27 protein-coding genes are annotated in these 26,227 nt (G+C 44.6%); 9 read left to right on the plus strand and 18 right to left on the minus strand.

What is annotated here, in order from left to right; genetic code table 11:
• Positions 1-39: 39 nt before the first annotated feature.
• The 4 genes from ACQVGT_RS19065 to ACQVGT_RS19080 are packed head-to-tail and all read right to left on the minus strand — an operon-like array spanning position 40 to position 2,680.
• Complete coding sequence (locus tag ACQVGT_RS19065) at positions 40-813, minus strand: TerC family protein (protein WP_003246458.1); 774 nt, start codon at positions 811-813, stop codon at positions 40-42.
• A 51-nt stretch (positions 814-864) separates the two neighbouring features.
• The gene (locus ACQVGT_RS19070) at positions 865-1,443 is read right to left on the minus strand and encodes a TerD family protein (protein ID WP_015482761.1); all 579 of its coding nucleotides are present in this window, start codon (positions 1,441-1,443) and stop codon (positions 865-867) included.
• Positions 1,444-1,477: 34 nt separating this feature from the next.
• The gene (locus tag ACQVGT_RS19075; RefSeq protein WP_003234723.1) at positions 1,478-2,059 is read right to left on the minus strand and encodes a TerD family protein; all 582 of its coding nucleotides are present in this window, start codon (positions 2,057-2,059) and stop codon (positions 1,478-1,480) included.
• Positions 2,060-2,080: 21 nt separating this feature from the next.
• Positions 2,081-2,680: a TerD family protein gene (locus tag ACQVGT_RS19080; RefSeq protein ID WP_015482760.1), complete on the minus strand. Its 600-nt coding sequence runs from the start codon at positions 2,678-2,680 to the stop codon at positions 2,081-2,083.
• A gap of 283 nt (positions 2,681-2,963) precedes the next feature.
• Here ACQVGT_RS19080 and ACQVGT_RS19085 point away from each other — a divergent pair, with 283 nt between their 5' ends.
• The gene (locus tag ACQVGT_RS19085) at positions 2,964-3,959 is read left to right on the plus strand and encodes an LLM class flavin-dependent oxidoreductase (protein ID WP_015482759.1); all 996 of its coding nucleotides are present in this window, start codon (positions 2,964-2,966) and stop codon (positions 3,957-3,959) included.
• 37 nt (positions 3,960-3,996) lie between these two features.
• Here ACQVGT_RS19085 and znuB read toward each other — a convergent pair whose 3' ends face one another.
• From znuB to rapJ, 6 genes are all read right to left on the minus strand, one after another.
• A complete protein-coding gene (znuB, locus tag ACQVGT_RS19090; RefSeq protein ID WP_015382688.1) occupies positions 3,997-4,839 on the minus strand; it encodes a zinc ABC transporter permease ZnuB in 843 nt (280 codons plus the stop codon).
• Positions 4,797-5,492, minus strand: a complete 696-nt coding sequence (znuC, locus tag ACQVGT_RS19095; RefSeq protein ID WP_014475714.1) for a zinc ABC transporter ATP-binding protein ZnuC — start codon at positions 5,490-5,492, stop codon at positions 4,797-4,799. Before znuC ends, znuB begins: the two co-directional genes overlap by 43 nt.
• A gap of 54 nt (positions 5,493-5,546) precedes the next feature.
• A complete protein-coding gene (locus ACQVGT_RS19100; RefSeq protein ID WP_003234733.1) occupies positions 5,547-6,506 on the minus strand; it encodes a metal ABC transporter substrate-binding protein in 960 nt (319 codons plus the stop codon).
• A 187-nt stretch (positions 6,507-6,693) separates the two neighbouring features.
• On the minus strand, positions 6,694-8,379 hold the full coding sequence (locus tag ACQVGT_RS19105; RefSeq protein ID WP_015382687.1) for a glycoside hydrolase family 13 protein: 1,686 nt from the start codon (positions 8,377-8,379) through the stop codon (positions 6,694-6,696).
• A 24-nt stretch (positions 8,380-8,403) separates the two neighbouring features.
• On the minus strand, positions 8,404-9,180 hold the full coding sequence (locus ACQVGT_RS19110; RefSeq protein WP_015382686.1) for an SDR family oxidoreductase: 777 nt from the start codon (positions 9,178-9,180) through the stop codon (positions 8,404-8,406).
• A gap of 107 nt (positions 9,181-9,287) precedes the next feature.
• Positions 9,288-10,409 carry a response regulator aspartate phosphatase RapJ gene (gene rapJ / locus ACQVGT_RS19115; RefSeq protein ID WP_015382685.1) on the minus strand — a complete coding sequence of 374 codons (1,122 nt, stop codon included), beginning with the start codon at positions 10,407-10,409 and terminating at the stop codon, positions 9,288-9,290.
• Positions 10,410-10,531: 122 nt separating this feature from the next.
• Between rapJ and cwlK the strand changes: the two genes are divergently transcribed.
• Entirely contained in the window at positions 10,532-11,044 is a 513-nt protein-coding gene (gene cwlK, locus ACQVGT_RS19120; RefSeq protein WP_041517631.1) for a peptidoglycan L-alanyl-D-glutamate endopeptidase CwlK, read from the plus strand.
• Between the two features lie 7 nt (positions 11,045-11,051).
• Here the strand turns inward: cwlK and ACQVGT_RS19125 are convergent, their stop codons facing one another.
• Both ACQVGT_RS19125 and ACQVGT_RS19130 read right to left on the minus strand, forming a co-directional pair.
• Complete coding sequence (locus ACQVGT_RS19125; RefSeq protein ID WP_046340299.1) at positions 11,052-12,413, minus strand: YcdB/YcdC domain-containing protein; 1,362 nt, start codon at positions 12,411-12,413, stop codon at positions 11,052-11,054.
• A 186-nt stretch (positions 12,414-12,599) separates the two neighbouring features.
• Positions 12,600-14,021, minus strand: coding sequence for a YcdB/YcdC domain-containing protein (locus ACQVGT_RS19130; RefSeq protein ID WP_015382683.1), 1,422 nt, complete (start codon positions 14,019-14,021; stop codon positions 12,600-12,602).
• 173 nt (positions 14,022-14,194) lie between these two features.
• Here ACQVGT_RS19130 and ACQVGT_RS19135 point away from each other — a divergent pair, with 173 nt between their 5' ends.
• Together ACQVGT_RS19135 and ACQVGT_RS19140 are read left to right on the plus strand one after the other, a co-directional pair.
• Positions 14,195-14,326: a hypothetical protein gene (locus ACQVGT_RS19135; RefSeq protein WP_003246334.1), complete on the plus strand. Its 132-nt coding sequence runs from the start codon at positions 14,195-14,197 to the stop codon at positions 14,324-14,326.
• 22 nt (positions 14,327-14,348) lie between these two features.
• Positions 14,349-15,413, plus strand: coding sequence for a DUF4352 domain-containing protein (locus ACQVGT_RS19140; protein WP_003234750.1), 1,065 nt, complete (start codon positions 14,349-14,351; stop codon positions 15,411-15,413).
• Between the two features lie 38 nt (positions 15,414-15,451).
• Here the strand turns inward: ACQVGT_RS19140 and ACQVGT_RS19145 are convergent, their stop codons facing one another.
• From ACQVGT_RS19145 to natA, 3 genes are all read right to left on the minus strand, one after another.
• The gene (locus tag ACQVGT_RS19145; protein WP_015382682.1) at positions 15,452-16,384 is read right to left on the minus strand and encodes an aldo/keto reductase; all 933 of its coding nucleotides are present in this window, start codon (positions 16,382-16,384) and stop codon (positions 15,452-15,454) included.
• A gap of 135 nt (positions 16,385-16,519) precedes the next feature.
• Positions 16,520-17,680, minus strand: a complete 1,161-nt coding sequence (gene natB, locus ACQVGT_RS19150; protein WP_015482757.1) for a sodium ABC transporter permease NatB — start codon at positions 17,678-17,680, stop codon at positions 16,520-16,522.
• On the minus strand, positions 17,681-18,421 hold the full coding sequence (gene natA / locus ACQVGT_RS19155; RefSeq protein ID WP_015252894.1) for a sodium ABC transporter ATP-binding protein NatA: 741 nt from the start codon (positions 18,419-18,421) through the stop codon (positions 17,681-17,683).
• Positions 18,422-18,564: 143 nt separating this feature from the next.
• On the opposite strand from natA, the gene natR reads away from it, so the two are divergent.
• Both natR and natK read left to right on the plus strand, forming a co-directional pair.
• Positions 18,565-19,266 carry a two-component system response regulator NatR gene (natR, locus tag ACQVGT_RS19160; RefSeq protein ID WP_003234759.1) on the plus strand — a complete coding sequence of 234 codons (702 nt, stop codon included), beginning with the start codon at positions 18,565-18,567 and terminating at the stop codon, positions 19,264-19,266.
• Positions 19,267-19,278: 12 nt separating this feature from the next.
• Positions 19,279-20,235: a two-component system sensor histidine kinase NatK gene (gene natK, locus ACQVGT_RS19165; protein WP_015482756.1), complete on the plus strand. Its 957-nt coding sequence runs from the start codon at positions 19,279-19,281 to the stop codon at positions 20,233-20,235.
• Between the two features lie 39 nt (positions 20,236-20,274).
• On the opposite strand, the gene ACQVGT_RS19170 is transcribed toward natK, so the two are convergent.
• Positions 20,275-21,351: a helix-turn-helix domain-containing protein gene (locus tag ACQVGT_RS19170; RefSeq protein WP_015382680.1), complete on the minus strand. Its 1,077-nt coding sequence runs from the start codon at positions 21,349-21,351 to the stop codon at positions 20,275-20,277.
• A 234-nt stretch (positions 21,352-21,585) separates the two neighbouring features.
• Between ACQVGT_RS19170 and ACQVGT_RS19175 the strand changes: the two genes are divergently transcribed.
• Positions 21,586-21,969, plus strand: coding sequence for an RDD family protein (locus ACQVGT_RS19175; protein ID WP_015482755.1), 384 nt, complete (start codon positions 21,586-21,588; stop codon positions 21,967-21,969).
• Positions 21,970-22,006: 37 nt separating this feature from the next.
• Here ACQVGT_RS19175 and estA read toward each other — a convergent pair whose 3' ends face one another.
• On the minus strand, positions 22,007-22,645 hold the full coding sequence (estA, locus tag ACQVGT_RS19180; protein WP_003246250.1) for a lipase EstA: 639 nt from the start codon (positions 22,643-22,645) through the stop codon (positions 22,007-22,009).
• Between the two features lie 162 nt (positions 22,646-22,807).
• Positions 22,808-23,935, minus strand: a complete 1,128-nt coding sequence (ansZ, locus tag ACQVGT_RS19185) for an asparaginase AnsZ (protein ID WP_015382677.1) — start codon at positions 23,933-23,935, stop codon at positions 22,808-22,810.
• Positions 23,936-24,151: 216 nt separating this feature from the next.
• Between ansZ and lmrA the strand changes: the two genes are divergently transcribed.
• Together lmrA and lmr(B) are read left to right on the plus strand one after the other, a co-directional pair.
• Positions 24,152-24,718: a transcriptional regulator LmrA gene (lmrA, locus tag ACQVGT_RS19190; RefSeq protein WP_003234771.1), complete on the plus strand. Its 567-nt coding sequence runs from the start codon at positions 24,152-24,154 to the stop codon at positions 24,716-24,718.
• A 38-nt stretch (positions 24,719-24,756) separates the two neighbouring features.
• Positions 24,757-26,196 (plus strand): lincomycin efflux MFS transporter Lmr(B), encoded by a 1,440-nt coding sequence (lmr(B), locus tag ACQVGT_RS19195; RefSeq protein WP_010886396.1) that lies wholly within the window; start codon positions 24,757-24,759, stop codon positions 26,194-26,196.
• Positions 26,197-26,227 lie beyond the last annotated feature (31 nt).

Here is a 26,227-nt window from a genome sequence, read left to right on the forward strand (position 1 = left end):
AAAAAAGGAAGGACATTGAACCTCCCTCCTTGTTTTGTTTTATTCTTCTTTTGAAGCGGCTGTTTGTTCGCGCACCTGCTTTTGTTTATTGATGTAGTGAATAATCAATGTTACCGCAAATGCAGCGATAATGATGATGAAGAATACGGAGTGCGGCATTTCGTAATGGAAAGCGCTCCCCGCCATTTTCAGCGCGATAATGCCGATTAAGACGAATGCTGTGTTTTCCAGCTCAGGAATTTTATCAATCAGCACAAGGAACACTTTTGCCACTGTACGCATCATTAAAATACCAAGCATACCGCCGATCAGAAGCACCCATACTTTTTCAGATACTGCAAACGCGGCCAGGATGCTGTCCACAGAGAAGGCAAGATCCATTAATTCTACTGAAATGACAGTCGCCCAGAAGATCCCGAACGTGCGGACCATCCAAGAGTTTTTCTTCATGCCGTCCGCTTCCTCTTCTTTTTCGCCTATCCAGAAGTGCTTAATGACGAGCCAAGCCAGGTAAAGCGCGCCAAGCACCTTGATCCACCAGAATTTAATGAGAAGCATACCGAGCCCGATGAAAATAAACCTGAAAATATAAGCTCCAAACAAACCATACGTTAACGCTTTTTTCCGCTGTTTTTCCGGCAGGTGTTTAACCATGACCGCAAGAACAAGCGCGTTATCGGCCGATAAAAGGCCTTCCAGAACAACAAGGGAACCGATCAAACCCCAAGAAACAGGATCAGTCAGAACTTCCCCCCACATTTTCCAATCGAAAAATGAAGCATACGTAGACAAAATATGATGTAAAAAGTCCAAGTTTTTTCCTCCTATTAATTTGAAACGGTGACTTCTCTATTTGTCACTCGCTTACACTTGCAAACCGTAATTCCGGCACAATGCAGCCAGCCCGCCGGAAAATCCGCTGCCGATCGCATTGAATTTCCACTCGTCGCCGTGTCTGTAAAGCTCACAAACGACAACAGCTGTTTCAATGGAGAAGTCTTCTCCCAAATCGAAGCGAAGAAGCTCATTCTGCGTTTCTTCATCCACAACGCGGACAAATGCATTGGAAACTTGTCCAAAGTTTTGGCTGCGTGCTTCAGCGTCGTGAATGGTCACTGTGATGCCGATTTTCTCAATGTGAGCAGGGATTTTTGAGAAATCAACGATAATCTGCTCATCATCTCCGTCGCCCTCACCCGTGCGGTTGTCACCCGTATGGATGACACCGCCGCTCGGATGTTCAAGGTTATTATAGAAGACGAAATCGAGATCATTTACGCAGTTATCATGCGCATCAACTAAAAAGGCCGAAGCATCCAGGTCAAAATCCTCTCCGCCAGAGTACTTGTTTGTATCCCAGCCTAAGCCGATCACCGCTTTTGTCAGTCCCGGATTTGTTTTTGTTAAATCAATGCGCTGTCCTTTTGATAATTGAATGGCCATACTGCCTCTCTCCTTTCTGCTCTTCGTATTTGTCTTAACCGACTTGCAAACCGTAGTCTGTTGCAATGCGGGCAAGGCCGCCTTGGTAGCCTGAGCCGATTGCGGAGAATTTCCACTCGCCGTTATGTCTGTAAAGCTCCCCTGCAATGATTGCCGTTTCAATAGAGAAATCTTCTGCAAGATCGTAACGGATGAGCTCTTCATTTGTTTCTTCATTTACGATGCGGACAAACGCGTTTGATACTTGTCCAAAGTTTTGGCTGCGCGCTTCTGCATCGTGAATGGTAATAACAAATGAGATTTTATCAATGTTTGCCGGTACAGCGCTGAGATTTACTTTTACATTCTCATCGTCGCCTTCGCCAGCACCAGTCAGGTTGTCGCCTGAATGAACGACTGAACCGTTGCCGCCTTCAAGCTGGTTGTAGAAAATAAAGTCGTTTGGAGATGCGCATTTGCCTGCAGCGTCTAACAGAAACACACTTGAGTCAAGATCAAAGTCGTGCCCGCCGTCATACTTGTTCGTATCCCAGCCTAAACCGACAACAACCTTTGAAAGACCCGGATTTGTTTTTGTTAAATCTACTTTTTGTCCTTTTGCCAATGAAATTGTCATGTTTCATCCACTCCTTTTCTTTTATACGTATCTGCTGATAATATCTTCTAATCTCGTATCGTTTGTGCCCTCACCGATCGCCGCAAACTTCCACTCACTGCCGCTGCGGTAGATTTCTGCTGTAATCAGGCTTGTTCTGCCGGCATAATTGTCTCTCAAATTGTACTTGAGCATTTCTTCATGATGAGATTGATCAACTACGCGGATAAACGCATTTTGAATCATGCCGAAATCTTGTTTTCTTCTGACACAATCGTAAATGTTTACTACAAATACAAGCTTATCGATGTTTGCAGGCACTTTATCTAAATCTATCATAATTTGCTCGTCATCGCCCGCACCGTCACCCGTCAGGTTGTCGCCTGTATGCTGTACACCGCCGCAGCGGCTTTTCAGGTTGCCGAAATAAATCAGGTTTTTCTTATCGGTAAATTTTCCGTTTTCCAGCATCAGCACTGAAGCGTCACAGTCGATATTCGGACCGCCTCCGCCAAGCAGTTTGCTGAAGAATCCTCCGCCTGAGGACACTGGGTCCCAGCCGAGACCGACCATCAATTTTGACAGACCGGCTTTTCCTTTTGTTAAATCAATTCGTTGACCTTTTTCTAAAGAAATTGCCACACGATTCACTCCTACTCATCGAAATGTGAGGATAGTCACATTTATTTTTACGCTCACAAGGAAAATAAGCCGTAAATTACTAATATATACGTTTGTTATTATATCAAAGTTTCGTAAAAGTTAAGAATAATTGACGAAAAACCTCGAAAAAAAACTTCCATATTTGATATATGATTTGCAAATGCTATAAAGTGCGCTTCTTAAACAAACCATTTGACGCGGGCAAGTCATTTTGCCTATTCTTGTGTCACCATCTAAAAACAGACAGAAAGGAAGCGGCCTTTTGATTCATTTAAGCATACTTGATCAGGCACCTGTTTCTAAAGGAGAAAGCCCTGTGACAACTCTTCAGCATTCGGTTGAGCTTGCCCAATTAAGCGAAGAGTGGGGCTATAAGCGTTATTGGTTTGCCGAGCATCACAGCACGAAAGGACTGGCAAGCACAGCGCCTGAAATCATGATCGCCCGCATCGCAGCACAGACAAACACCATTCGTGTCGGATCAGGCGGCGTGCTTCTGCCCCAATACAGCCCATTTAAAGTGGCTGAAACCTTTCGCCAGCTTGAGGCCCTGTATCCAAACCGGATTGACCTCGGCGTCGGTCGTTCTCCCGGCGGCACGACAAAAACCAGGCTTGCATTAACGGACGGGGTGAAAAAAAGCTTAACCGAATTTAACAGACAGCTGCAGGATGTCTCTTATTTTCTAACAGATTCCCTTCCTCCCGACCATCCGTATGCCGGAATCAAAGCGGCGCCCCTTATTGGTACGGCACCCGAGCTATGGGTGCTCGGTCTTGGTGAAAACAGCGCAAGACGCGCGGCGCACCAGGGGATTGGATATGTATTTGGGCATTTCATTAATCCCGAGCGAGGAGAAAATGCATTCCGCATCTACCGGGAAAGCTTTCGGCCCTCAGCCCATTTTTCGAATCCATCCGCACTGTTTACGATTTTTGTCATTTGCGCAAAAACAGATGAAGAGGCAGAAGAACTCGCATTAAGCCAGGATTTGTGGCTTCTTCGCGTCGGAAAAGGCTTGGACAGCCGCGTGCCAAGCATCGAGGAAGCGAAAGCCCATCTCTACACAGCGTCCGATAAAAAACTCATAGAAGAAAACAGAAAGCGGATGGTGATCGGTTCTCCAACCACTGTCAAACAACAGCTGTTAGACCTCACAGACCGCTATGAAACAAATGAAATCATGGTACTGTGCAATGTATTTGATTTTGAGGCGAAAAAAGAATCGTATGAGCGCCTTGCCGGATTGTTTCTATAAAAAAAGCAGTTTTCCCTGGGGAAAACTGCTTTTCATGTTATCGGCGCCTTTTTTTGCGCTGAGCTTCTTTTTTGATAAACGTCCAAACTCCCTGAACTGCAAATCCGATTAATAGCAAAACGATCAATAGCAGGGTAATAGACGGACCTGGCGGCGTCCCGAGCTGATAGGATGATGTCAGTCCCGTAAATACACTGAATAACGAAATGAGTATGGCTGTAATGAAAACCATGTTAAAGCCTTTTGCAATTCTGATGGCGAATGCTGCCGGCAATACGAGCAGGGCCGAGACAAGAAGGACCCCGATGATCGGAATAATGACTGAAATCGCAAGGCCTGTGACAATACTGAATGACAACGAGAGAACGTTTGTATTGATTCCCGATGTTTTGGCTGTTGCTTCATCAAACGTCAGCAGGTAGAGCGGCCTTTTCAGTACGATAAAATAAAGCAGGATCAGCAGTGTGATAATACTGATAATATAGACCTGCTGCTGGTTGACTGTCACAAGCGATCCAAATAGGTATTGATCGATGCTCATATTGGCTGTGCCTTTGGAAAGGCTGATTAAAAACATCGCGAAGGACAAACCAGCTGCCATCAAGATGGCAATGGACACTTCTGAATAAGTCCGATACGCCCGCCGCATGTATTCAATTCCGATTGCGCCGATGGTCACGACGACTATGCTTGCTGCGGTTATATTGGTGCTGAGAAAAAAGCCGATGGCAACACCTGACAATGAGATATGTGAAAGTGTGTCAGCCATTAAGGCCTGTCTTCTGAGAACGAGATACACTCCTAGTATCGGAGCCATGACGGCGATCATGCCGCCTGCTAGAAAAGCTCGTCGCATGAATTCCAAGTCAAACATTTCCATCCGCCTTTTTCTCCTCTCTCTAATCGAATCACTTTATCTAAAAATTGCTGTACTTCGTTTTGTTCGTGAGTAACCATCACAACTGTGCGGTTGTGATTTTTCACTAGGTGATGCATAAATTCGTAAAATCCTTTTCTGCTGTCGTAATCAACAGCTGTCGTCGGTTCGTCCAGCATCAGCAGATCCGGGTTGCTGGCAAGCATTCTGGCGATACAGATTTTCTGTTTCTGTCCGCCTGATAAATCACCGATTTTACGATGGCGGAGCTCCCACATTTCCACCATTTTCAGTGCTTTTTCTACTTCAAGATGATCTTCTTCATTTAAACGTTTAAACCATTTCCCTTTTGTGTAGCGGCCTGATTGAACAAGCTCCAGCACCGTGCTCGGAAAGCCGGCATTAAATGAAGAAATTTGCTGCGGGACGTACCCTATGGTCAGGCGTTTCCCTTCTGTATTCCTTTTACTGATCGTCACTGTGCCTTCCCACGGTTTCAGCATGCCGAGCATTACCTTTATGAGCGTCGATTTAGAGGCGCCGTTTGGTCCAGTGATGCCGACGAACTCACCGCTTTCAATATCAAGTGATACTTTATCTAAAACAGGCGTATGGGAATAGCCGAAAACGATATCTTTCAATGAGACGAGATTCATGTTAATCTTCCTTTCTCACAAAGAAATAGTGTGCACCCTCCGGCGCACACTATCTTATGATTTAACCAATAGTGAATCTTTCAGGGCATCGAGGTTTTGTTTCATAATGTCGATATACCCTAAACCTTTATCCTGTTCTTCTTTGCTCAAGCCTTCCAGTGTATTCAGCACTTCTGTCTTCGCGCCGATTTCACTGGCGAGCGTATCTGCGACCTTTGAGGATGCAATTTCTTCAAAGTAAATGACTTTTACATTATGTTCTTTGGCATATGTTTTCAGCTTTGCCAAGCTGGCTGCGCTCGGTTCTTGGTCAGGTGAAAGCCCTGCAATCGGAACCTGCTTCAAGCCGTATTCTTTTGCCAGATAGCCAAAAGCTGTATGCTGCGTGATAAATTCTTTTTTCTCCGCTTTTTTTGCGGTTGTACGATATAGTTTATCAAGATCCTGCAGTTTTGCAATATATTCTTTACTATTTTTCTCATAGTATTCTTTGTTATCCGGGTCCTGCTTCACGATTTGCGCCGTAATATTTTTAACTTCCTTCTGTGCCAGAACAGGGCTGAGCCATACGTGAGGGTCCATTGCATGACTGTGCTCATGCTCTCCATGATCATGCTCTTCGTGTTCTTCTTCAGAGCCTTCCATTAAATCAATGCCTTTGCTTGCATTAACGAAAACGGCATGGCCTTGGCCCATGCTTTTTTCAGCTGACGGAACCCATGTCTCCATGTATTCACTATTATAAACGAACAAATCAGCATCCTGAATGTTGGCAATGTCTTTCGGCGTCGGTTCCCAATCATGCGGTTCAACGGAAGATGGGATTAACAGATCCACATCGCCTTTGTCTTTTACAATTTGTTTTGTGAATTCATACATCGGGTAGAACGTTGTGACAACGTGCAGTTTATCACCCTTTGAATCCGCCGACCCTTTTGTTGATGAGTTGCCGCATGCTGCAACTAATAAAAAGCACGCTGCAATCACAAACAAACCGCTCCATTTTTTAAACATATCGTATATCCCCTCTTTTTCAGTAACTTTAAATCAAAATGATAACGATTTTGTAATCCTATATCATAATAAACCGAAGTCATTACGTTTTGCAAGAATAAATTTCATTTTCATTTATTCTTCCCGCCTGCAGAGCGAATATATGTACTAAAAAAACCCGGCTAAGAATGCCGGGCTACTTCAATCATTAGTTTGTTTTGTCCAGAAGATAGACCCTGCTCTCATAAGGCCGGAACACCATTTCGTCAGCAAGATCATCGTTGTTATAATTGCTGAGAAGCAGAGAGGCCTGAGCTTTGCCGCAGTTCTTAGGCCACTGAAAAACAGCCTGCTCTTTTGAAAAATTATTGACCGACAAAAGCTGCTGTTTACTGTTTTCTCTCATGTATACAAACAACTGCGGATCGTCCGGAAGCAAAAGATCAAAGCTCCCTTTCATGAGGTCAGCGTACTGCTTTCTCAGGCTGATCAGCTTTTTGTAATAGATTAAGACCGAATCAGGATCTCCCTGCGCTTCCTCCACATTGATTGCGGTGAAGTTCGGATTGACCTTCAGCCAAGGCGTGCCGTCAGTAAATCCGGCATTTTTGCCGCTGTTCCACTGCATCGGGGTCCGGGCGTGATCCCGGCTTTTGGCTAAGATCGATCTCATCACATCATTTGGATCATAGCCTTTTTCAAACACCCGTTTATGATACATATTGATCGTTTGGATATCTTTGTAGTCTTCAATCCGGGTAAACGGCGCATTTGTCATCCCGATTTCTTCTCCCTGATAAATATACGGCGTGCCCTTCATAAAATAAAGTACGGTTGCCAGCATTTTCGCTGATGTTTTACGGTATTCCCCATCGTCTCCGAATCTGGACACAATCCGGGGCTGGTCGTGGTTGCACCAAAACAATGTATTCCAGCCTTGATGTTCAAGCTTCTTTTGCCATTTTGTCAAAACCGATTTTAAATCAGAAAGCTCAAGGGGCTTCAAATCCCAATGTTCTTTTCCGGGCTGCTGATCAAGCTCCATATGCTGAAAGTGAAAAATCATATTCAGCTCATGCTTATCTGTTCCCGTATATTTCAGGCCTTCTTCCGGTGTGACACTGCCGACCTCTCCGACAGACAAGACATCATATTGAGAAAACACTTCATCTGTCATTTCTTTTAAATAGTCATGGATTCTTTCGCCATTTGGCTGAAAGGGCCTCGGCTCTGCCTGCTGATTGATATAGTCCTCATACGAAGGAAGATATTCTTTCTTAGAAATGAGATGGAGCTGATCAATTCGCAAACCGTCGACCCCTTTATCGAGCCAAAATTTCATCATGTCATACACCGCCTGGCGAACTTCGGGATTTTCCCAGTTTAAATCAGCTTGTTTGACGGCATTCATATGGAGATAGTATTCTCCGGTGTGCTCCTCGTATTGCCAGACCGGGCATCCATAGTCTGAGAGCCAGTCCGTCGGCGGACCTTTCTTTGTGCCGGGACGCCAATAATAATAGCTGCGGTATTTACTGTTTTTGTCCAGCTCCGCTTCTTTAAACCACGGATGCTCGACCGAGGTGTGATTTAACACAAAGTCCATCACCAGCTTTAATCCCCGCTGATGAACCTGGTCCAGCAGCTCGTGAAAATCGTCCATTGTTCCGTAAGAATCCATAATCGCCTTATGGTTTGTCACATCATAGCCGTAATCAACATTCGGAGAAGGATAGATCGGGCAAATCCAAATCACATCTGCCCCGAGCTCCTTTATGTAGTCAAGACGGGAAATAATCCCCCGCAAATCCCCAATTCCGTCTCCATTGCTGTCCTGAAAGCTTCTCGGGTAAATTTGGTACACCACTGCATCCTTCCACCAGTCTGTTTTCATCCCGCAATCCCCCTGTTTTGTCTTCTATTCAAGCTGAGATGGATAAAGTGTCATTCCGCCGTCGACGAAAAGTGTTGTGCCGGTCACATAGCTTGCTTCCTCAGATACGAGCCAAGCTGCTGCTGCCGCCACTTCTTCAGGCTTTCCGAAGGCTTTCATCGGAATTTTTTTCAATTGTTTTTGCCTGCTCTCTTCCTTTTTCGTATCAACATTTGATTCTGTGGCAATGGTGCCGGGCGCTATCGCATTGACGCGGATTCCTTTATCCGCATAATTGAGCGCCAGCGTTTCCGTCATCATCTTGATGCCGCCTTTGGATGTGGAATACTGAACGTTGACTGGGCGCGGAATCTGCTGATGAACACTTGAGATATTCAGCACATTGCCCTTGATATTGTTTTTCATCATGTGGTTAAGTGCTGCTTTTGCTCCCAGAAAGGTTCCGGTAACATTGACATCAATCACTCTCTGCCAATCTTCAAGACTCATCTCATGCGGCATCGCCTCAACTCCGTTAAAACCGGAGTTGTTTACCATCACATCGAGCGTGCCGAAATGCTCTAAAGCTGTGTCCAAGAGCGCCTGAATCCCCTCTTCTTTTGACACGTCCGCCTCAACTGCGACGGCTTTCCCTCCGTTCTGCTTAATGATTTCCAGAGTTTCATCGGCTCCAGACGGGTCGCTGTGGTAGTTTACAACAACATTCATTTTCTCCTGTCCGAACCGTTCCGCAATGGCTTTCCCGATTCCTTTTGAAGACCCTGTCACAATCGCTGTTTTTCCGGTTAAATCTTTGTACATACTTGATATCCTCCTCTGATTTCTCACTATGCAGTGGAAAATACCCTGTTTTTCCGAGTTGAAAACAGCACAAAAAAAGCAGAGAACCTGTAGTTCTCTGCCATTTCCTATTGAAAACGCTGCTCGGCAAGCTTCTTTTTAATATTCATCAGCCTGCGGTAAAAGAAAGCGGCGGACTCGTAATGTTCCAGCTGATTGAAACGTTCCGCTGTATCATGCAGCAGATCTTCGGCGTCGGCAAGAAGCTGCCTGGATTCCAGCAGGTCAAAGCATTCTGTAAGCACGTTCAGGTCGCCGCTTCCAAGATACAGCTCATGAATGAGGCGGAATTTCGTCAAGTACATGTCATCCTCCCATTCATCCGCGCTCTTTATCCCGCGGTCATACGCCTCTACTGCCTTGTCGTATTTTCCCTCTTTACAGTAGATATGGGTCAGTGAAAATACAGCTTGAACAGCTTGCTGAAAGTTGTGCTCCTCAAAAATGGCGGCGGCTGTTTTGAAATAGCCCTCCGCTTCTTTGTAATCACCCAGACTGTACTTACAGTGTCCGACATTATAATAGGCAGCGGCGATCATGTATGCTTCTTCAAGCTGCCTGGCATGATCTAAAGCGCTGCACAAGTGGGTCAGTGCTTTTTCATGATGATACACATCGGTCAAATTTCCGGCGATGATAAATTCACACTGAACTCGGCGGCGACCGTACAGTTCATATTTCGTATAGATATCAAGCGCCTGGCTCGCATAATTCATGGAAAAATACGTTTGTTTGATGTGATAATACACTTCTGCGACTTTAAAAAGAAACTCAGCTTTTTCGATCTCATCCTCGACATACTCGAGCTTTTCCTCGGCATGTTTATAATGGTCGATCGCTAATATGAAATTTTTCTGCTTGAATTCGTACATTCCTCTGAAATAATAAAAGTAGTATTCCAATAAGCCCGTGAGTTTTTGCTGATTGCTTTCAATTTCGTTCAGCATATCAGAGAACGGAGGCTTGGTGTCGCTGTCTTTCACCGGCATCAGCTTATCAAGCATGATTCGATGGCGGAATTCCATCAAAGAAAAATATAAAAGCAAGTCCTGGTTCTCTTCCATATCTTCTAAATCGTATTCAATCTCCTGCTTTAACGCTTCTGCTTGATCTGCTTCAAATGCGCGAATGAGCTTGTACCATTCATTCAGCTTTACTGCTACTTCTTCTGATGGAATCTTTGCTCTCATCGGTCTGCCTCCTTCCTCCTGCTACTATTTATGTTATATTTTATCATAGCTGTTCGCTTTTAGAGAGAGTCAATCACTTGAAAGCGTTAACATTCAGCACATCTTGAGAAAGTGAGACCGATATGAAGTTACCCGCAAAAACATTTGTCATCTTATGTATTCTATGTATTCTATTTCTTCTAGATCTTTGTTTTAGTTATATTCGGCATGAATGGCATTCTCAAAACGCCTTGCAGGACATGCCTGTCCCTTCGGATCTTCATCCGATTGTGAAGCAGAATGCCGATGCACTCAAAGCCGCTGCAGCGAATAAAGGCATTACCGTCGTCATTACTGAAGGATTCAGGTCCTTTAAGGAACAAGATGAATTATATAAACAGGGACGTACAAAAAAAGGGAATATTGTCACCTATGCAAGAGGAGGGGAATCGTATCATAACTATGGTTTAGCGATTGATTTCGCCCTTCAAAAAAAGGATGGAAGCATCATATGGGATATGGAATATGACGGCAATCAAAACGGAAAATCAGATTGGCTGGAGGTTGTCGGGATCGCTAAGACACTCGGTTTTGAATGGGGCGGGGATTGGAAACGATTCAAGGACTACCCCCACTTGGAGATGATTCCTAACTAGACACCCCTCACAGCCTTTTCTTTTTCCTTATGTGCGCATCAATATAGGAAGGGTAAACCGGCTTATAGACAAGTTTGTAGTGCTGGTCACTGCCTGCAGTAAAATCAGGCTGCCATTCCAGCTTCACATCAAAAGCGGCTAAAAACGCTTCTCTCGCTTCTTCAGCGGAAACATCCGGCCTGTGATTTATCGCTTCCAATTGTTCAGGTTCAATATCAGGCGCCATAAAAGCGTCAATCAACCCAGTTTCCGGATTGACAATGATGCGGGCAGCGCCGAACCGCAGCGGCACTCCTTTATACCAGACAGAAAAATGGTTGCGGACTCTCCCTCTCTCATCAATTCGGACGGGATTCACCCTGAAAAACTCAGCCGCTCTCGGATAGAGGGCATACAAAAATTGAAGCGCTATCTCTTGGCATTCTTCCGTGGAGCATTGGCGGTTGTTCGGCCGCTCCATAAAAGAAAGCGCTGCTTTTAATTTTCCAGTTCTTTTATCCGTCTTCATTTTGATTGTGTTTTTATTTCTCGTTTCAAAATAGCTTCCTATGCTTAAATCCTTACGCTCCGGCGCAGCGCCCCTGCGCCATGTGCTTCCAATTTGTTCTCCAAAGTCTCTTTCACTGACTTTCTGCATATCAGAGGTAAAACCCAGCAAGGCAAATATATCAACTTCTTCCTTGTTCTGAAGCGGCGGCAGTGGCGCCGTGTTTTCTATTCTTTCATCTGCGATATGCTGGTCGGGCACAATTTCGTCTATATCTGCGGGATAGCTGTATCCCGGGAGAATCGGTTCATAAACAAGCCTTGGTTCCTGTTCGCCATCAATGACATCGTACATCAGCTCAAAAGACATTGTGTTTAAGTAATGGGACACAACCTTCTCTTTTGCTACAAATTCTGTCGGAACTTCGGCTTTATGCCCTTCCCCGTAATATAGAAAGTGGACAATCTGACCGCTTCGTGTCATATCAATTAAAAAGCCTGAATTGGGAATCGGAAGCCCCAGCTCTATTTTGGTATAGACAAACCGGATGTGCTGCCCCCGTTCTTCCTTGCCTTGAAAATGAAAATTCATAAATGTGCCGGGATGATTGGCAGCGGCAAACTGAAGAGCCGTCAGCTTCAGCTCGGCATCTGGAAGTTGTTTGTCTGTCTCGGAGCGGACAGTTGTTGAAAAGGTGAGCAAAGCGCCGTCATTTCTAAGTTCAACTGTAATGTGCTTTTCCGGATCTTTAGGGTCCTTCCAGATAAAATATGCCTGCCCGTTCTTCTTTTGCTTTTGGTCGTAATCTTCTATCTCAAGCTCATAATGCGTCGGTACATTTCCGATCTCCTGCGCCTTCTTTTTCAGCTGTTTATTAACCAATGAAGTCATCCCTTTCAAAGAGTCTACGACAAAGAGAATCCCGTTTATTATATAAAAAGACCTTTCTTCATTTAAAGTGAAGAAAGGTCCTTTTCTATTATTGTCATTGTTTTTCGAGATTCTTTCTGTTACTTTCATCACATACTCTCTTCTATATCCGAGGCAATTGCGTGACTTTTGACTGTTTCACCATAAGCTGAAGACAGCCTCTCCTGTATGTGCATCGATAAAATGCGGATACACCGGCCTATAGACGAGCCGGTAGCTGTGTTCTTCATTATCGTGATATTCTCTTTCCCAGCCAAGCTCAACTTTAAAATGCTGCCAAAAGATAGACTTGGCTTGTTCAACTGAAATGGCCGGCACAGGATTAATGGTTGCCAGCTCATTTGGGTCAATATCCGGTCCCATATAAACGGTGATATACCCTGTCTGGCGGCTGACACAAATTTTGATCTGCCCAAATCGGATCGGAACTCCGTGACAATGCGCTTCAAATGTAAAAACAGCGACTGCGTTTTCCTCTTCATCCTTTTCGTCGTATCTGATCCTAAAATATTGATCGGCATTCGGAAATAAAGCAAACAGAAAGCGAAGCGCGATTTTTTCACACTCTGCCAAAGTTACTGTCAGCGGCCCTTTTTCCTCCATAAATGACATGACGCCTTCGAGTTTTCCGGTTTCTTTATTATAGATGGTTTTCAGCACTTGATGAGTCCGTCCCTTAAACCAGCTGTCCATGCTTTTATCCGCCGGCTGATACACAGGGTCATCCGGATTCCGCCAAACGATTCCGATTCTCCCATCTCCCAAATCCGCTTCCCGCTCTTTGACAAACCCATTTTCAATACCAATCATGCTGTCAGGATCGGCCTTTTCGTGGATGCCCTCGAATAAAGGGAGAGGAAAGCTCTCAGGCTCCCTGTAATTATCGTCATCATCAACTCCTCCTTGTTCTTCTTGAACCAAATCCGCAGGTACGGTAATCGCCCTACATTCAGGCTCATACACCAAATGCGGCTGATCATCTCCATTTTCGTAAACAGAACGATGGAGAACCTGAAACAAAAGGTCGAACTCCACGTCCTTCTTGATAAAGGCAAGTGCCTCTTCAACATCCGCGACCCTCTTTGGCTTGATGATGCTGCCTGCTTCGCCGTAATAGCGGAAGTAAACGATCTCACCTGATAAGGAAACATCAGCCATAAATCCGCTCATGGGGAGAGGAAGCCCAGCCTCCATTTGAACATATGAAAATCTCACTTTATTGCCGTATGCACGGTCATTTTCTTCACGAACAAAGGCAGAGAGTGCCCCCGGATGATGAGTCTCGACAAATTGGCGCATGATATCCTCTAGTTTCTCCTCAGACAGCCTTTCTCCGCTTTCAGGTTCAATATCACGGGAAAGGGATTCCAGCTCTCCGTCCGGTCCAAGTTCCACGATAATGCCGATATTCTCATCCTGAGGATCTGCCCAACAAAAATGAGCTCTTTTGTCATCACCGCCATAATCTTCAATTTCCAGTTTTAAGTGTGTCGGCACCCGGCCGATTTCCAGTGCTTTTTGTTTCAGTCCCTCTTTCTTCACAAAGGCAGCCCCTTTCATCCTTCTTAAGTTCCCTCCAACTAATCAAAAAGTAATAGTCTAAAATACACAGTTTTCTGAGTTTACCAGTTTTACCAGAACATTTTTCACCAAAAATAGGATGATGAACCTATTCAATATAAAAGCTAATAATCTTAAAATTAATTCCGTTGTAACTTTTTATAGGTCCATTCATGACAAAGGAGGGCGGAGTTTCCAGAAAATCCGGTGAAAACCGTGAGAAAAGAACTGATTTTTTTGGTTATATGATGCTAATCCATTCAAAAAGATCCATTTCTCAAAGACAAAAGACTCCCCTTTCCTAAACCATTTGAGGAGGAAAAATGAATGTTTCAGAAAAAAACGTACGCTGTTTTCCTAATTCTTCTGCTGATGATGTTTACAGCTGCTTGTTCCGGCAGCAAAACAAGCGCGGAGAAGAAAGAATCAGAAACAGAAAAAAGCTCAGATATAGCTCAAGTCAAAATCAAGGATGTCTCTTACACGCTTCCGTCTAAATATGATAAGTCCACTTCAGATGACCAGCTTGTGTTAAAAGTCAATGTCGCGGTGAAAAACACAGGAAAAGACCCGCTGAATGTAGACAGTATGGATTTCACATTGTATCAAGGTGATACCAAAATGTCTGACACAGACCCTGAAGACTATAGCGAAAAGCTTCAAGGCAGCACGATTAACGCTGACAAATCCGTTGAAGGAAATCTTTTCTTCGTTGTAGATAAAGGCAAGCAATACGAGCTTAACTATACGCCGGAATCTTACGGTGATAAAAAGCCAAAATCAGTTACTTTTAAAATTGACGGAAAAGACAAAAAAATCCTGGCGACGGCAGATAAGCTCCAAGATTCTGCAAAAGCGTTATCAGCTTATGTTGATGTCCTTCTTTTCGGCAAAGATAACGCCGATTTCGAAAAAATCACCGGCGCTAACAAAAATGAAATTGTAAATGATTTTAATGAATCAGCCAAAGACGGTTATCTCTCAGCTTCCGGCCTTTCCAGCACATATGCGGACAGCAAAGCGCTTGATAATATCGTGAACGGCATTAAAGAGGGATTAAGCAAAAACTCTTCCATTCAGGCAAAAACGACTTCAATCTCTAAAGACGAAGCAATTGTTGAAGCCACAGTTAAACCTGTAGATGCATCTTCTCTTTCAGACCGTATCGAAGACAAAGTGAAAGACTACTACAGTAAAAACTCTAGTGCCAGCTATGAAGAGGCAGTGAAATACGCGCTTCAAGTCTATCCTGAGGAATTCAAAAAGCTTGGACCTGCTTCATCTGAAAAAACAGTTGAAGTGAAAATGAAGAAAAATGACATCGACCAATGGCAGCTTGATATGGATGATTACAGAGCAGCAGAATTAGTCGAAGCATTCATCAAAGAATAAAACACCAAAAGGAAATAGCCTTGACGGCTATTTCCTTTTTATTTAAAAATGTCGCTGATGAAATTCACTTCGTCTTCGGTCAGTTCAATGTTCAAGGTTTTCAGGTTATCCTGTAATTGCTCAGGTCGTTTAGCTCCTGGAATAATGGCATCAATCGCCGGTCTCGTTAACAGCCACGCCAAGGCGACATGTGCCGTATCCGCTTGTTTTTCCTCCGCTACTGCTTTCAGCTTATCTACTTTTTTGAGATTGTGGATAAACGTTTCACCCTGAAATTGAGGTTTATCCTTTCTGAAATCATCAAAGACTGTGTCTCGCGTGAATTTTCCTGTCAGCAGTCCGGACGCAAGCGGAAAGTAAGGAATAAAGGAGATGCCTTGTTTTTCACAGTACGGAAGAAGCTCTTTCTCGGCATCACGCTGTATGAGAGAATATTCGGCCTGGAAGATCTCCAAATAGCCGTCAGCATTAAAATCCTGCAATTGCTGATAATCGAGGTTCGAAGCGCCGATTGCTTTGATTTTCCCCTCATCCTTCAGCTCTTTCAAAGTGCCCGCCACTTCAGCGAGAGGTGTTTTTCCATCCGGAAAGTGAACATAATACAAATCAATGTAATCTGTTTTCAGCCGCTTCAGGCTCTTCTCGACCTCGCTGCGAAGAAACCCCCGGCTATTGTCTAATTCAATGCTGCCGTCCACTTCTTTATGAGCTCCTTTGGTGGCGATGATGAGCTCATTCCGCACGCCGCGTTCCTGTAAGACTTCGCCGATTAATTCTTCAGATCGCCCCAATCCATATATAAAGGCGGTATCGATAAAATTGACGCCTCCATCCAATGCCGTGCGCACTAAATCCTTCCCTGTTTCATCATTTAGATTTGGAAATAGATTATGCCCGCCGACCGCATTCGCGCCGAATCCGATCCGCTTCACCTTCAGCTTCGTTTTGCCGAGTGTACGTGTTTGATCCATTGTTCCTTCTCCTTTGAAACCAATTTTGATGAAAAATAGTGCAGGGTCACTTTTTGTATTAGATATCCTTTTTCTATTTTCCTTCTTTTTTCAGGATATACAAAAAGGAGAAAGTGTATTTCTCCTTTCGCAAGTTTATTTTGGAAGAACCCATTTGTCTTTCAGGAAGCAGGCTCTGGCTAGTAAAAAGAAGATGGCGATGAGCACGGCGATGGTTCCTGACGTAGACAAAATGGCAGCCGGGTCAACCATCCCGAATAAAAGCTGTTTAAATAACGCATGCAGGTTCAGAAACGGGATGAGAAAGTATGATAAGTCAAATTGGTTCGGTGCCTTGCTGAAGATGAAAAACATCGGGAACACAGGCAGAAAGACGACGAGAGACATATAACTTTGCGCTTCTTTTACCGAGCTGGACATGATGCTGATGAAAAGCTCCATCGCAGAGATCAGCAATGCAGAGAGCACAATGATTAAGGCTGAAGCGCCGATTACACTCCACATATGATCTCCCAGCTGGAAGGCCGTTTTTAAATTTTCGGTAAATAACACGGTGGACAAAATCAAAAACACCAAAGCCAATACACCTGAAGCCACGCCAAAAGTGAAAACCGCAAGCCACTTGCCGACCAGCATTTTGTTTCTGCTGACTGGCGTTAATAGCAGCGCCTCGATTGACTTCCGGTCCTTTTCACCGGCCATGATATCAAGAGCGATCGGCATTGCGCCGGAAACAATGGAAGTCAGAATCAGCATGGGCAGAATGGCGGAAAGCATAATAGCGGAAGTCCCTTTCTCCTCATCCGCTTCCTTTTGCTGAATCGTAAACGGCTGGATCACCGATTGATCAATATGCTTATTTGTTAAACGTTGCTGCACAATTTCATTTTTGTACTGATCTAAGGCAGACTGCACAAACTGCATGGCATTTGACGACCCTTGATCGATTGAATTGCCGTAAACATCAACCTTAAAAGGTGTCATGCTGTTGACATAAGAGTCGAACTCTTTCGGGACGTTCAGATAGGCATCTGCTTTTCCTTCATCAACTGCCTCTTCAGGCTTTGCAAATGTTTTTACGCTGATTTCGTCAATCTCATTAAGCTTGCTTTCCAGTGCGGGCGGAAGCGAATGGCCGACAGCCAGCGTGTACTGCTCCCCTTTGTCGGACAGCATGCTTTCATAAAAGAAGACAAGTCCAAGCATCATAATCATCGGCACTAAGATTGTGAGTAAAATCGTTTTTCTGTCGCGCAAAGCGTCGATCATTTCTTTTTTATAAATATGGCTCAGCATTTAAGAAATCCCCCTGACAAGCTTAGACATAAAGATGTAATTCAAATCCTCACTGCGCTCGCTCTCGTATAGGGATTCAAGCGCTCCTCGGTAAATCACCTCTCCGCTGTGAATCATGATGACACTGTCACAGAGCGCCTGCACTTCCTCCATAATGTGGCTGGAGAAAAGAATCGTTTTTTGTTCTCTTTTCAGCTGCTGAATAAATTCGCGGAAGATGTTGCTTGACGTAATATCAAGCCCAGTTGTCGGCTCATCAAATAAAATGATGTCCGGATCGTGAATCAGCGCTCTGGCAATGGCGACTTTCTGCCTCATGCCTTTCGAAAACCCGCCCACTCTCCGGTTCATATAATCGCGCATGCCGAACCGTTTCGATAAATCTTCTATTCTTGCTTTGATCTCGTGGCGGTTCAGCCCATACAGCCTGCCGAAGTATTGGAGATTTTCTTTAGCGGTCATCCTGTCGTAAAGCCCGGTTTCTCCTCCGAATAAGACACCGATTCTTTTTTTGACCTCAGCCGGCTGCTTGACCGTGTCAAAGCCGTCTACTGTGATTACACCCTGTGATGGTTCAAGCAAGGAAGCAATCATTCTCAGCATCGTGGTTTTGCCGGCACCGTTTTCTCCGAGAATGCCGACGACTTCTCCTTTTTCAATTGTTAAACTTACATCTCGCACCGCTTTGACTACTTTTTTCTTATCCTGAAACCTGCGGCTGCAATCGGTCAGTGTAATCATGTCACAATCTCCCTTATCTTTATTTCTAGTAATGACTATATACGAAAAGCTGGATTAGTTGGATAAAGTTGTCGCGAAGAGTTCTTTTTATGTCGCGAAATGGGATAGAATAAAGATGATTCTATGTAACTAGGGGAATGATAATGGTAAAAGTCGGACTTGTAGATGATTATCGAGTAGATTTAGAGAAGCTGGAAGCGATCGTGTCCAGAATGCAGGACGTCGAAATTGTCTTTTCCACCGATTCAGCGAAGGAAGCCTACAGGCGGGTAAAGAACGGAGACATTGATCTGCTGCTTGCCGATATCGAGATGCCCCATATGTCTGGCTACGAGCTTGCTGATTTGATCAAATCCCATTCACTTGATGTGGATGTGATTTTTGTTACCGGCCACGGCGGTTATGCGGTTCACGCCTTTGACCTGAACGTCCATGATTATATTATGAAGCCGTACTATGCCGACCGTCTGGCCGCTTCCTTCGACCGGTACTTGAAAAAGAAAACGGAAACGAGTTTGAATGGGCGTATATTGATAAAGCAAAAGTCTGAAATGCATGTCCTGCAAAAGAAGGATATTATTTTCGCAGAACGGACGGGACGTTCGACGACGATTGTGACAACCGCCGAAGAGGTGCAAACGTATCAAACATTAAATGATATTAAAGGCGACCTGCCCGAAAAAGATTTTCTTCGTTCGCATCGTTCCTTTATTATCAACATTCATTACATAAAGCATTTTTCCGCTTATACCAAGCATTCATTTACAGTTTCCTTTGAGGGAACGTCTAAAAAAGCGATGATCACCAAGCAGCAGCTTGATTATTTTCAAAACTACTATTTTTGAGGAGTTTAGTACGTGATTACCCTTTTTCAATGTCTTTATCTGATTTTATTTAGTTTCATATGTTATCAGGGAGCTGCTGCTCTTTCACACAGCACAGCCGTCTCTTGGCTCACCGCTGTTTTAGGCGCAGCTGCTGCAGGATTGTACATTTGGAAAACGAAGCGGGTGTGGAAACACTGTTCCTCAGGTCTTTGTGCATGGATTGCCGTGATTCAAGTGATGTCGGCGGGAGTGGTACTGATCGGCACAAACATCATGCCGGCATTATGTGTAATCGCGATATTTGCAGGGTGTGAAGGGCTCCGTATCGGACAGTCTGCTTTGCAGGCAAGGCTTACTGATCAAATTGATAAGCTGACTCAGGCTGAACAGCACGCCAATCAAATGCTGATTGATGTCAGAAGCCGGAATCATGACACAATGAAACATATCACTGCAATCAAATCAGCTCAGCCCAAGGCAGATACACAAGCATATATTCAAAACTGGGCGGATCAATACAGTCAATATGACCGTTTTTTGAAAGGAGAGAACGCGTACGTTGCAGGGGTGCTTTATGATTTTTTAGAAAAAGCCCGCGCCTCGAATGTGAGTGTTTCGCTGCATATGCATACACCGCTTTCTTCCCTTCCGTTTTCGCCTGCTGATCAGGTCAGCTTGGTCGGCAACATATTAGAAAATGCGCTCGACAGCGCGGCGGAGGCCCGAGAAAAAGCAGAGATTAAACTGGAGACTTCACTGCGCAGCGGACTTTATGTACTGACTTGTGAAAACAGCACTCCCGGAATGGACCCAAAAGTGCTCGATACAATCTATCAATCGTTTGGCCGCTCAACGAAAAACGGCGCTCATGAAGGCATGGGCACATATATCATTCAAAAACTGGTGAAGAGCGCTTTTGGCAGGCTGGATTTTACCTACCGCCACCCCGTCTTCCGGTTAGAAATCAAAATTCCGTTTCAGAAATAAAAAAACCTTGAAAAGCCTGGCTTTTCAAGGTTTTTTTCATTATGAGGATAACGCTTGTGCAAAACGATCCGCTTCATCCTGCAGCGTGCTTTCAATTTCTTTGTAACGGCTGGAAATCGTTGATGCGCTGACGCCGTATTTTTTCGCCAGTTTAGCTTGAGAAACGGACGCGCCGTTAAGAGAAATCGCGTTTACATAATATTCAACTGCCGCCGCAAAAGCTTCGGGCTTTCTGATGACAGGTGATTTTTTCTCGCAGAATGTTTTCCAGATGTCAATAACAGCTGGGATCAATTCAGTCGGATACTCTTCACCGCTCATGCCTTCTTCAATAGCCGCAGCGGTTTCTTTCTCCAAGTCGTTTGCCCACTCAACAGTGCTTACTTCCGCTTTCTCTGCTTGTGGCTCTTCATCTTTCTCAGCTAACAACGCGAACAGAACGTTGTTGAATTCCTGCTTCATGAAGTCCTCCGGCGTTTTGCCGTCCTTCACAGCGGCATCCGCATATTTCTTCACCTTGCTGATCAGAGCTTCTGTTCTCTTCACCGGGAAGATCGTGAACTGCATGAAGAATTCTGCTTTTTCCGCTTCGTGGATTGGGTATCCAAGAATCAGGCTTCCCACTGGAGGAAGGTCTTGATTGCTGGCGTCCATTTCCACTTCGAATTGTTTTGCCGTAATGACATCTTCAAAGTGAATGATGCCTTCCTTCAGGTCCTTCAGCAGCAATAAAGCAGGCGTCATGCTCTGCCATGATTCTACGATCTCACGCGTTTTCGGACGAGTGATCGAATCGCCTTTTTTCTGAAGGTACTCTTCGAAGATTGTCTTCTCACCAGCAAGCGGGTGGAAGAAGATTCCCCAGATTCCTAAGTTAAATACGCTGATGTCTTTCGTCTGTCTGTCCATACCAGAAAGAAAATCATGCTGGTTGATAAAGCCTGAAATGCTTTCTCTATGTACTGTGAAGGCATACTCCACTAAGTCTTCCTGAATTTGTTTCGCTTCTTTTGCCGCTAGTTCCGCCGGGAAGTCGACAACTTTACTTCCGCAGCATTTTTTATATTTCTTGCCGCTGCCGCACGGGCAAGGGGCATTTCGTTTCACTTTTCCCACAATAAACCCTCCGAATTCTGTTGTAACTTTTCTATTTTAACAAAAATAACTTCTGAGGGCTTGGTTTCGGGCTAAAAAAGAATTTGGTAATATGATTATCCGGCTGATTATGCCAATTTACCTATGACATTTTCACCAACTTTTGTGATTTAAGGCTTATCACCTATTCCCACTTTAGGCCCTTCTTTTTTACAATCATTAGGTATTTATTTAACATTTTAAGGAGTGTTTCTATTGGAACTAGCTGGTTTCATGCTGCGCGCCTGCGCTCTTGTACTTGATGTAATCATTGCCGCAGCAGTGATTTTGGCAGCCGGATTTACGTTTGGCGATGGATCCGCCGGTGTCATTATTGTCGCCATATTGATGCTGATTGTGTATCCTTTGCTGATGCCGCTGACAAATTGGAAGGGCACACTGGGCAAAAAAATCATCGGGCTGCAAATCGTGAGGGACGAAACACACGAGAAAATTTCTTTCCTACAGGCGATTGTCCGTTACATCATAGCGTGGGTGCATGTATTCTCCCGCCTGATCTATTTGACAGCCGCATTTACGAAGAAAAAACAAACCGTTCATGATATGGCGGCGAAAACCATTGTGCTAAAAGCAGAATAACCTTGAAGAATAGGACTCTTCAAGGTTATTTATCTCATTAGTTTGTATTCTGGCCCCCGCCGTTCAGCCCTTCTTTAATCAGGCTGTTGACTTGGCTGCTGTACAGAAGGCCGATGTGTCCAACGCCATGGATTTGAACGTTTCTCGCACCATCTAATCTTGATAAATAATTCATGACAATCATATCGGCACTGCTGTAAATAGATGTGTATAAAATCTTTTGATTTGGATCTGTTCCCGGAAGCGCCTTGCCTGTCGTCAAACGGTTCGCGCCGCCAAGCGTCACGACGTTTGCAACTTTATTTCCGCCGTCCAGATTTTTTATGTAGTAAAGTGTGTTCGCGCCCCCCATACTGTGAGCGACAATATCCACTTTTTTCGCACCCGTTTCATCTAAAACCTTTTGCACAAATCGTGATAATACCGGGCCATTGTTATAATTCGTGCCTGTCTTGTCCCAAAAATCAACTGCATACAGCTTGTCCCGCGACCAGCCCTGAGATACGAGATAGCTCTTAATTCCCGCAAAATTGAATGATGCTCCTCCAATACCGTGAACCATAACGACTGGATTGTGTTCAGCGGCTTTTGCTGACGGCTGCAACGCAAACAGCGATGTAACAGACAGCATCAAAATTGTTACAAGTGCAATGATCCTTCTTTTTACAAATTTCATAATATCCTCCTTTTTTTGTAACAAATTCTCCAATTATATTACGTTACCAAATTAATTAAGTAAAGGGTAATTTTGACTTATTTTTAAAGAAATTTTAAGATTCAGAGGTCATTATTGGTCCTAAAAAGCCAAAAAAAAGAAGGCTTATTCGCCTTCTTTTCTTCAATACTCATTGAAATAAGCTTGGATTTTTTGAGGATCATTTGTTTTGGTAAGCGCAAGCATCAGCAACATCCGTGCTTTTTGGGGGTTTAAAGAGTTCGATGCCAGCAGGTCCTTTTCCGCATAGTCTTGGTTTGGTGTGACGACACCATTTCCCGTGCGGGTAGAGCGCACCACTGTGACGCCTTTTTTGACTGCGCTGTCCGCCCCTTTTTCGGCTGCATCAGATAAAGACCCGTTCCCAGAACCGGCAAATACAATCCCCTTTGCTCCGGCTTTTACAGCAGCGTCAAACAGGTAGCTTCCGTCATTTTGGTATCCATAGATAATGTCAACCTGCGGCAGCTCATCAAGATTAGAAACCGAGAAATCCGTGTCCTTCGTATGCTTACGGGTAATCTCATTATTAAAATAGATATCATCTGCAATTGTTCCGACGAAGCCCATTTCTTCTGATTTAAATGTATCTGTTGTGGTTGTGTTTGTTTTGGTGACATATCGGGCTGAGGCAATCCGGTCGTTAAGAACAACAAGCGTCCCTTTCCCTTTTGCCTCAGGTGCACCTGCCACTATCACTGCATTGTACAGGTTAGAAGGCCCATCAGCGCTGATGGCGGTGGAAGGTCTCATCGAACCGACAATAACAACCGGTTTATCACTTTTCACGGTAAGATTCAAAAAATATGCGGTTTCCTCCAATGTATCTGTTCCATGAGTCACGACGATTCCGTCTACATCATCTGTAGCGAGCAAGTGGTTGATGCGTTTCGCCAGCTTCAACAATATTTTATTATCAATATTTGTGCTGCCGACGTTAACAATCTGCTCGCCGCTGACGTTTGCAATGTCCTTCATTTCTGGAACTGCCTCGATCAGTGATTCAACGCCGACAACACCTGCTTTATATTCAGTTGTTGAGGTTTTCGATTGATCGGCACCAGCTATCGTGCCTCCTGTCGCTAAAATTCTAATATTCGGCAGATCCTTTTTTTCAGATGCAGAAGCCGAAGAGACTTTTTGTGTCTGCGTTTTTTCTTTCGGGGATTCTTTTGTTTCAGGAGAATGTGAACATCCGGTAAAAACAAACAATAGTGCGGTAAAAAGTACGAGCATTCGTTGTTTTTTCATCTATTTCTCTCCTTACATCCATATGATGATTAATCATTGAATATTTTATCTATTCAGTCAAAAGATCAGTCAGCTTTTCTCTCAGTATTTTTTGTTGTTATATCCTTCTTTTTTTGTCTTTTCATACAATGATTTTTTCTTGACAATTGATGATTGAATCAGGATAATAGACCAGTCACTATATTTTTGATTGCAATTCAGTAAGGTGGGAATGTTATGAGTTATGGAGATTCCCGTGAGAAAATCCTTTCGGCAGCTACCCGGCTTTTTCAGCTGCAAGGGTATTACGGCACGGGGCTGAACCAGATTATAAAGGAAAGCGGTGCGCCTAAAGGCTCTCTTTACTACCACTTTCCCGGGGGTAAAGAACAGCTTGCGATCGAAGCCGTGAATGAGATGAAGGAGTATATCCGTCAGAAAATCGCGGACTGCATGGAAGCCTACACCGATCCAGCGGAAGGCATTCAAGCCTTTTTGAAGGAGCTCTCCTGCCAGTTTTCATGTACGGAAGACATTGAAGGCTTGCCTGTGGGCTTGCTAGCGGCTGAGACGTCATTGAAAAGCGAACCGTTGCGCGAAGCCTGTCATGAAGCCTACAAAGAATGGGCCTCTGTGTATGAGGAAAAACTGCGGCAGACTGGCTGCAGCGAGAGCCGTGCAAAAGAAGCCAGCACTGTGGTTAATGCGATGATTGAAGGCGGCATCCTTTTATCTTTGACGGCAAAAAACAGTACGCCGCTCCTTCATATCTCCAGCTGCATTCCTGACCTGCTGAAGAGATAAAAAAACGACATACTACATGCAGTTGATAGAGAGGGGAAATAATTTTGGAAACAACAGCTAAAGCATCTCAGCAATACAAAGTGATGCCGATTATGATTTCCTTGCTGTTGGCCGGTTTTATCGGCATGTTCAGTGAAACAGCGCTGAATATTGCGTTAACCGACCTTATGAAGGAATTGAACATTACAGCGGCAACCGTCCAATGGTTAACGACGGGCTACCTGCTTGTACTCGGTATCCTTGTTCCTGTTTCAGGACTGCTGTTGCAGTGGTTCACAACAAGACAGCTTTTTACCGTGTCACTTATCTTTTCAATTTTAGGTACATTCATTGCGGCGCTTGCGCCGAGCTTCTCGTTTTTATTAGCGGCAAGGATCGTTCAGGCACTTGGAACCGGTCTTTTACTGCCCCTAATGTTTAACACAATCTTGGTGATTTTCCCGCCTCATAAACGGGGCGCCGCAATGGGAACGATCGGTCTTGTCATTATGTTCGCGCCCGCCATCGGCCCAACTTTCTCAGGATTGGTTCTGGAGCATCTCAACTGGCACTGGATTTTCTGGATCTCTCTTCCATTCCTTGTGCTGGCGCTTGTTTTCGGTATCGCATATATGCAGAATGTATCTGAAACGACAAAGCCGAAAATCGATGTATTGTCTATCATCCTGTCGACGATTGGCTTCGGCGGCATTGTGTTCGGATTCAGCAACGCGGGTGAAGGCTCCGGGGGATGGTCCAGCCCGACTGTTATCGTGTCGCTGATTGTCGGCGTTGTCGGCCTTATCCTATTTTCAATCCGCCAGCTGACAATGAAGCAGCCGATGATGAACCTCCGTGCGTTCAAATACCCGATGTTTATTTTGGGTGTGATCATGGTGTTCATTTGTATGATGGTCATTCTGTCATCTATGCTGCTTCTGCCGATGTATCTGCAAGGCGGCTTAGTCCTGACTGCATTTGCATCTGGTCTTGTTCTCTTGCCGGGCGGTATTTTAAATGGATTTATGTCCCCTGTTACAGGCCGCTTGTTCGATAAATACGGGCCGAAATGGCTTGTCATTCCGGGATTTGTGATTGTCACCGTTGTACTATGGTTCTTCTCAAATGTCACGACCACTTCAACGGCTGTGCTGATTATCATCCTGCACACCTGCTTGATGATCGGGATTTCTATGATCATGATGCCTGCACAGACAAACGGTTTAAACCAACTGCCGCGCGAATTTTATCCAGACGGCACCGCCATTATGAACACGCTGCAGCAAATGGCCGGCGCTATCGGAACAGCGGTTGCGGTCAGCATTATGGCTGCAGGCCAGCATGATTATATGAGTACAGTTAAAAACCCTGCCGATCCGGCAGTCATCCCGCAAGCTTTGACAGCGGGTGTACAGCACGCATTTGTGTTTGCAATGATTGTTGCCATTATCGGTTTAATTGGCGCTTTCTTTATGAAGCGCGTGAAGGTAGATCATTAACATGAAAAGCCCCTGACCTAGTGTTCAGGGG

This window comes from Bacillus sp. SCT118, assembly GCF_058566435.1.

What these genes read in the sequence shown, in the direction of transcription:
- ACQVGT_RS19070 (WP_015482761.1), bottom strand. Translation starts at nt 1,443, where the DNA reads ATGGCCATTCAATTATCAAAAGGACAGCGCATTGATTTAACAAAAACA.
- ACQVGT_RS19140 (WP_003234750.1), top strand. Translation starts at nt 14,349, where the DNA reads ATGTTTCAGAAAAAAACGTACGCTGTTTTCCTAATTCTTCTGCTGATG.
- ACQVGT_RS19075 (WP_003234723.1), bottom strand. Translation starts at nt 2,059, where the DNA reads ATGACAATTTCATTGGCAAAAGGACAAAAAGTAGATTTAACAAAAACA.
- ACQVGT_RS19135 (WP_003246334.1), top strand. Translation starts at nt 14,195, where the DNA reads ATGACAAAGGAGGGCGGAGTTTCCAGAAAATCCGGTGAAAACCGTGAG.
- ansZ (WP_015382677.1), bottom strand. Translation starts at nt 23,935, where the DNA reads ATGAAAAAACAACGAATGCTCGTACTTTTTACCGCACTATTGTTTGTT.
- ACQVGT_RS19130 (WP_015382683.1), bottom strand. Translation starts at nt 14,021, where the DNA reads ATGAAAGGGGCTGCCTTTGTGAAGAAAGAGGGACTGAAACAAAAAGCA.
- natR (WP_003234759.1), top strand. Translation starts at nt 18,565, where the DNA reads ATGGTAAAAGTCGGACTTGTAGATGATTATCGAGTAGATTTAGAGAAG.
- natB (WP_015482757.1), bottom strand. Translation starts at nt 17,680, where the DNA reads ATGCTGAGCCATATTTATAAAAAAGAAATGATCGACGCTTTGCGCGAC.
- natA (WP_015252894.1), bottom strand. Translation starts at nt 18,421, where the DNA reads ATGATTACACTGACCGATTGCAGCCGCAGGTTTCAGGATAAGAAAAAA.
- ACQVGT_RS19145 (WP_015382682.1), bottom strand. Translation starts at nt 16,384, where the DNA reads ATGGATCAAACACGTACACTCGGCAAAACGAAGCTGAAGGTGAAGCGG.
- lmrA (WP_003234771.1), top strand. Translation starts at nt 24,152, where the DNA reads ATGAGTTATGGAGATTCCCGTGAGAAAATCCTTTCGGCAGCTACCCGG.
- estA (WP_003246250.1), bottom strand. Translation starts at nt 22,645, where the DNA reads ATGAAATTTGTAAAAAGAAGGATCATTGCACTTGTAACAATTTTGATG.
- ACQVGT_RS19100 (WP_003234733.1), bottom strand. Translation starts at nt 6,506, where the DNA reads ATGTTTAAAAAATGGAGCGGTTTGTTTGTGATTGCAGCGTGCTTTTTA.
- znuB (WP_015382688.1), bottom strand. Translation starts at nt 4,839, where the DNA reads ATGGAAATGTTTGACTTGGAATTCATGCGACGAGCTTTTCTAGCAGGC.
- cwlK (WP_041517631.1), top strand. Translation starts at nt 10,532, where the DNA reads ATGAAGTTACCCGCAAAAACATTTGTCATCTTATGTATTCTATGTATT.
- znuC (WP_014475714.1), bottom strand. Translation starts at nt 5,492, where the DNA reads ATGAATCTCGTCTCATTGAAAGATATCGTTTTCGGCTATTCCCATACG.
- ACQVGT_RS19110 (WP_015382686.1), bottom strand. Translation starts at nt 9,180, where the DNA reads ATGTACAAAGATTTAACCGGAAAAACAGCGATTGTGACAGGGTCTTCA.
- ACQVGT_RS19105 (WP_015382687.1), bottom strand. Translation starts at nt 8,379, where the DNA reads ATGAAAACAGACTGGTGGAAGGATGCAGTGGTGTACCAAATTTACCCG.
- rapJ (WP_015382685.1), bottom strand. Translation starts at nt 10,409, where the DNA reads ATGAGAGCAAAGATTCCATCAGAAGAAGTAGCAGTAAAGCTGAATGAA.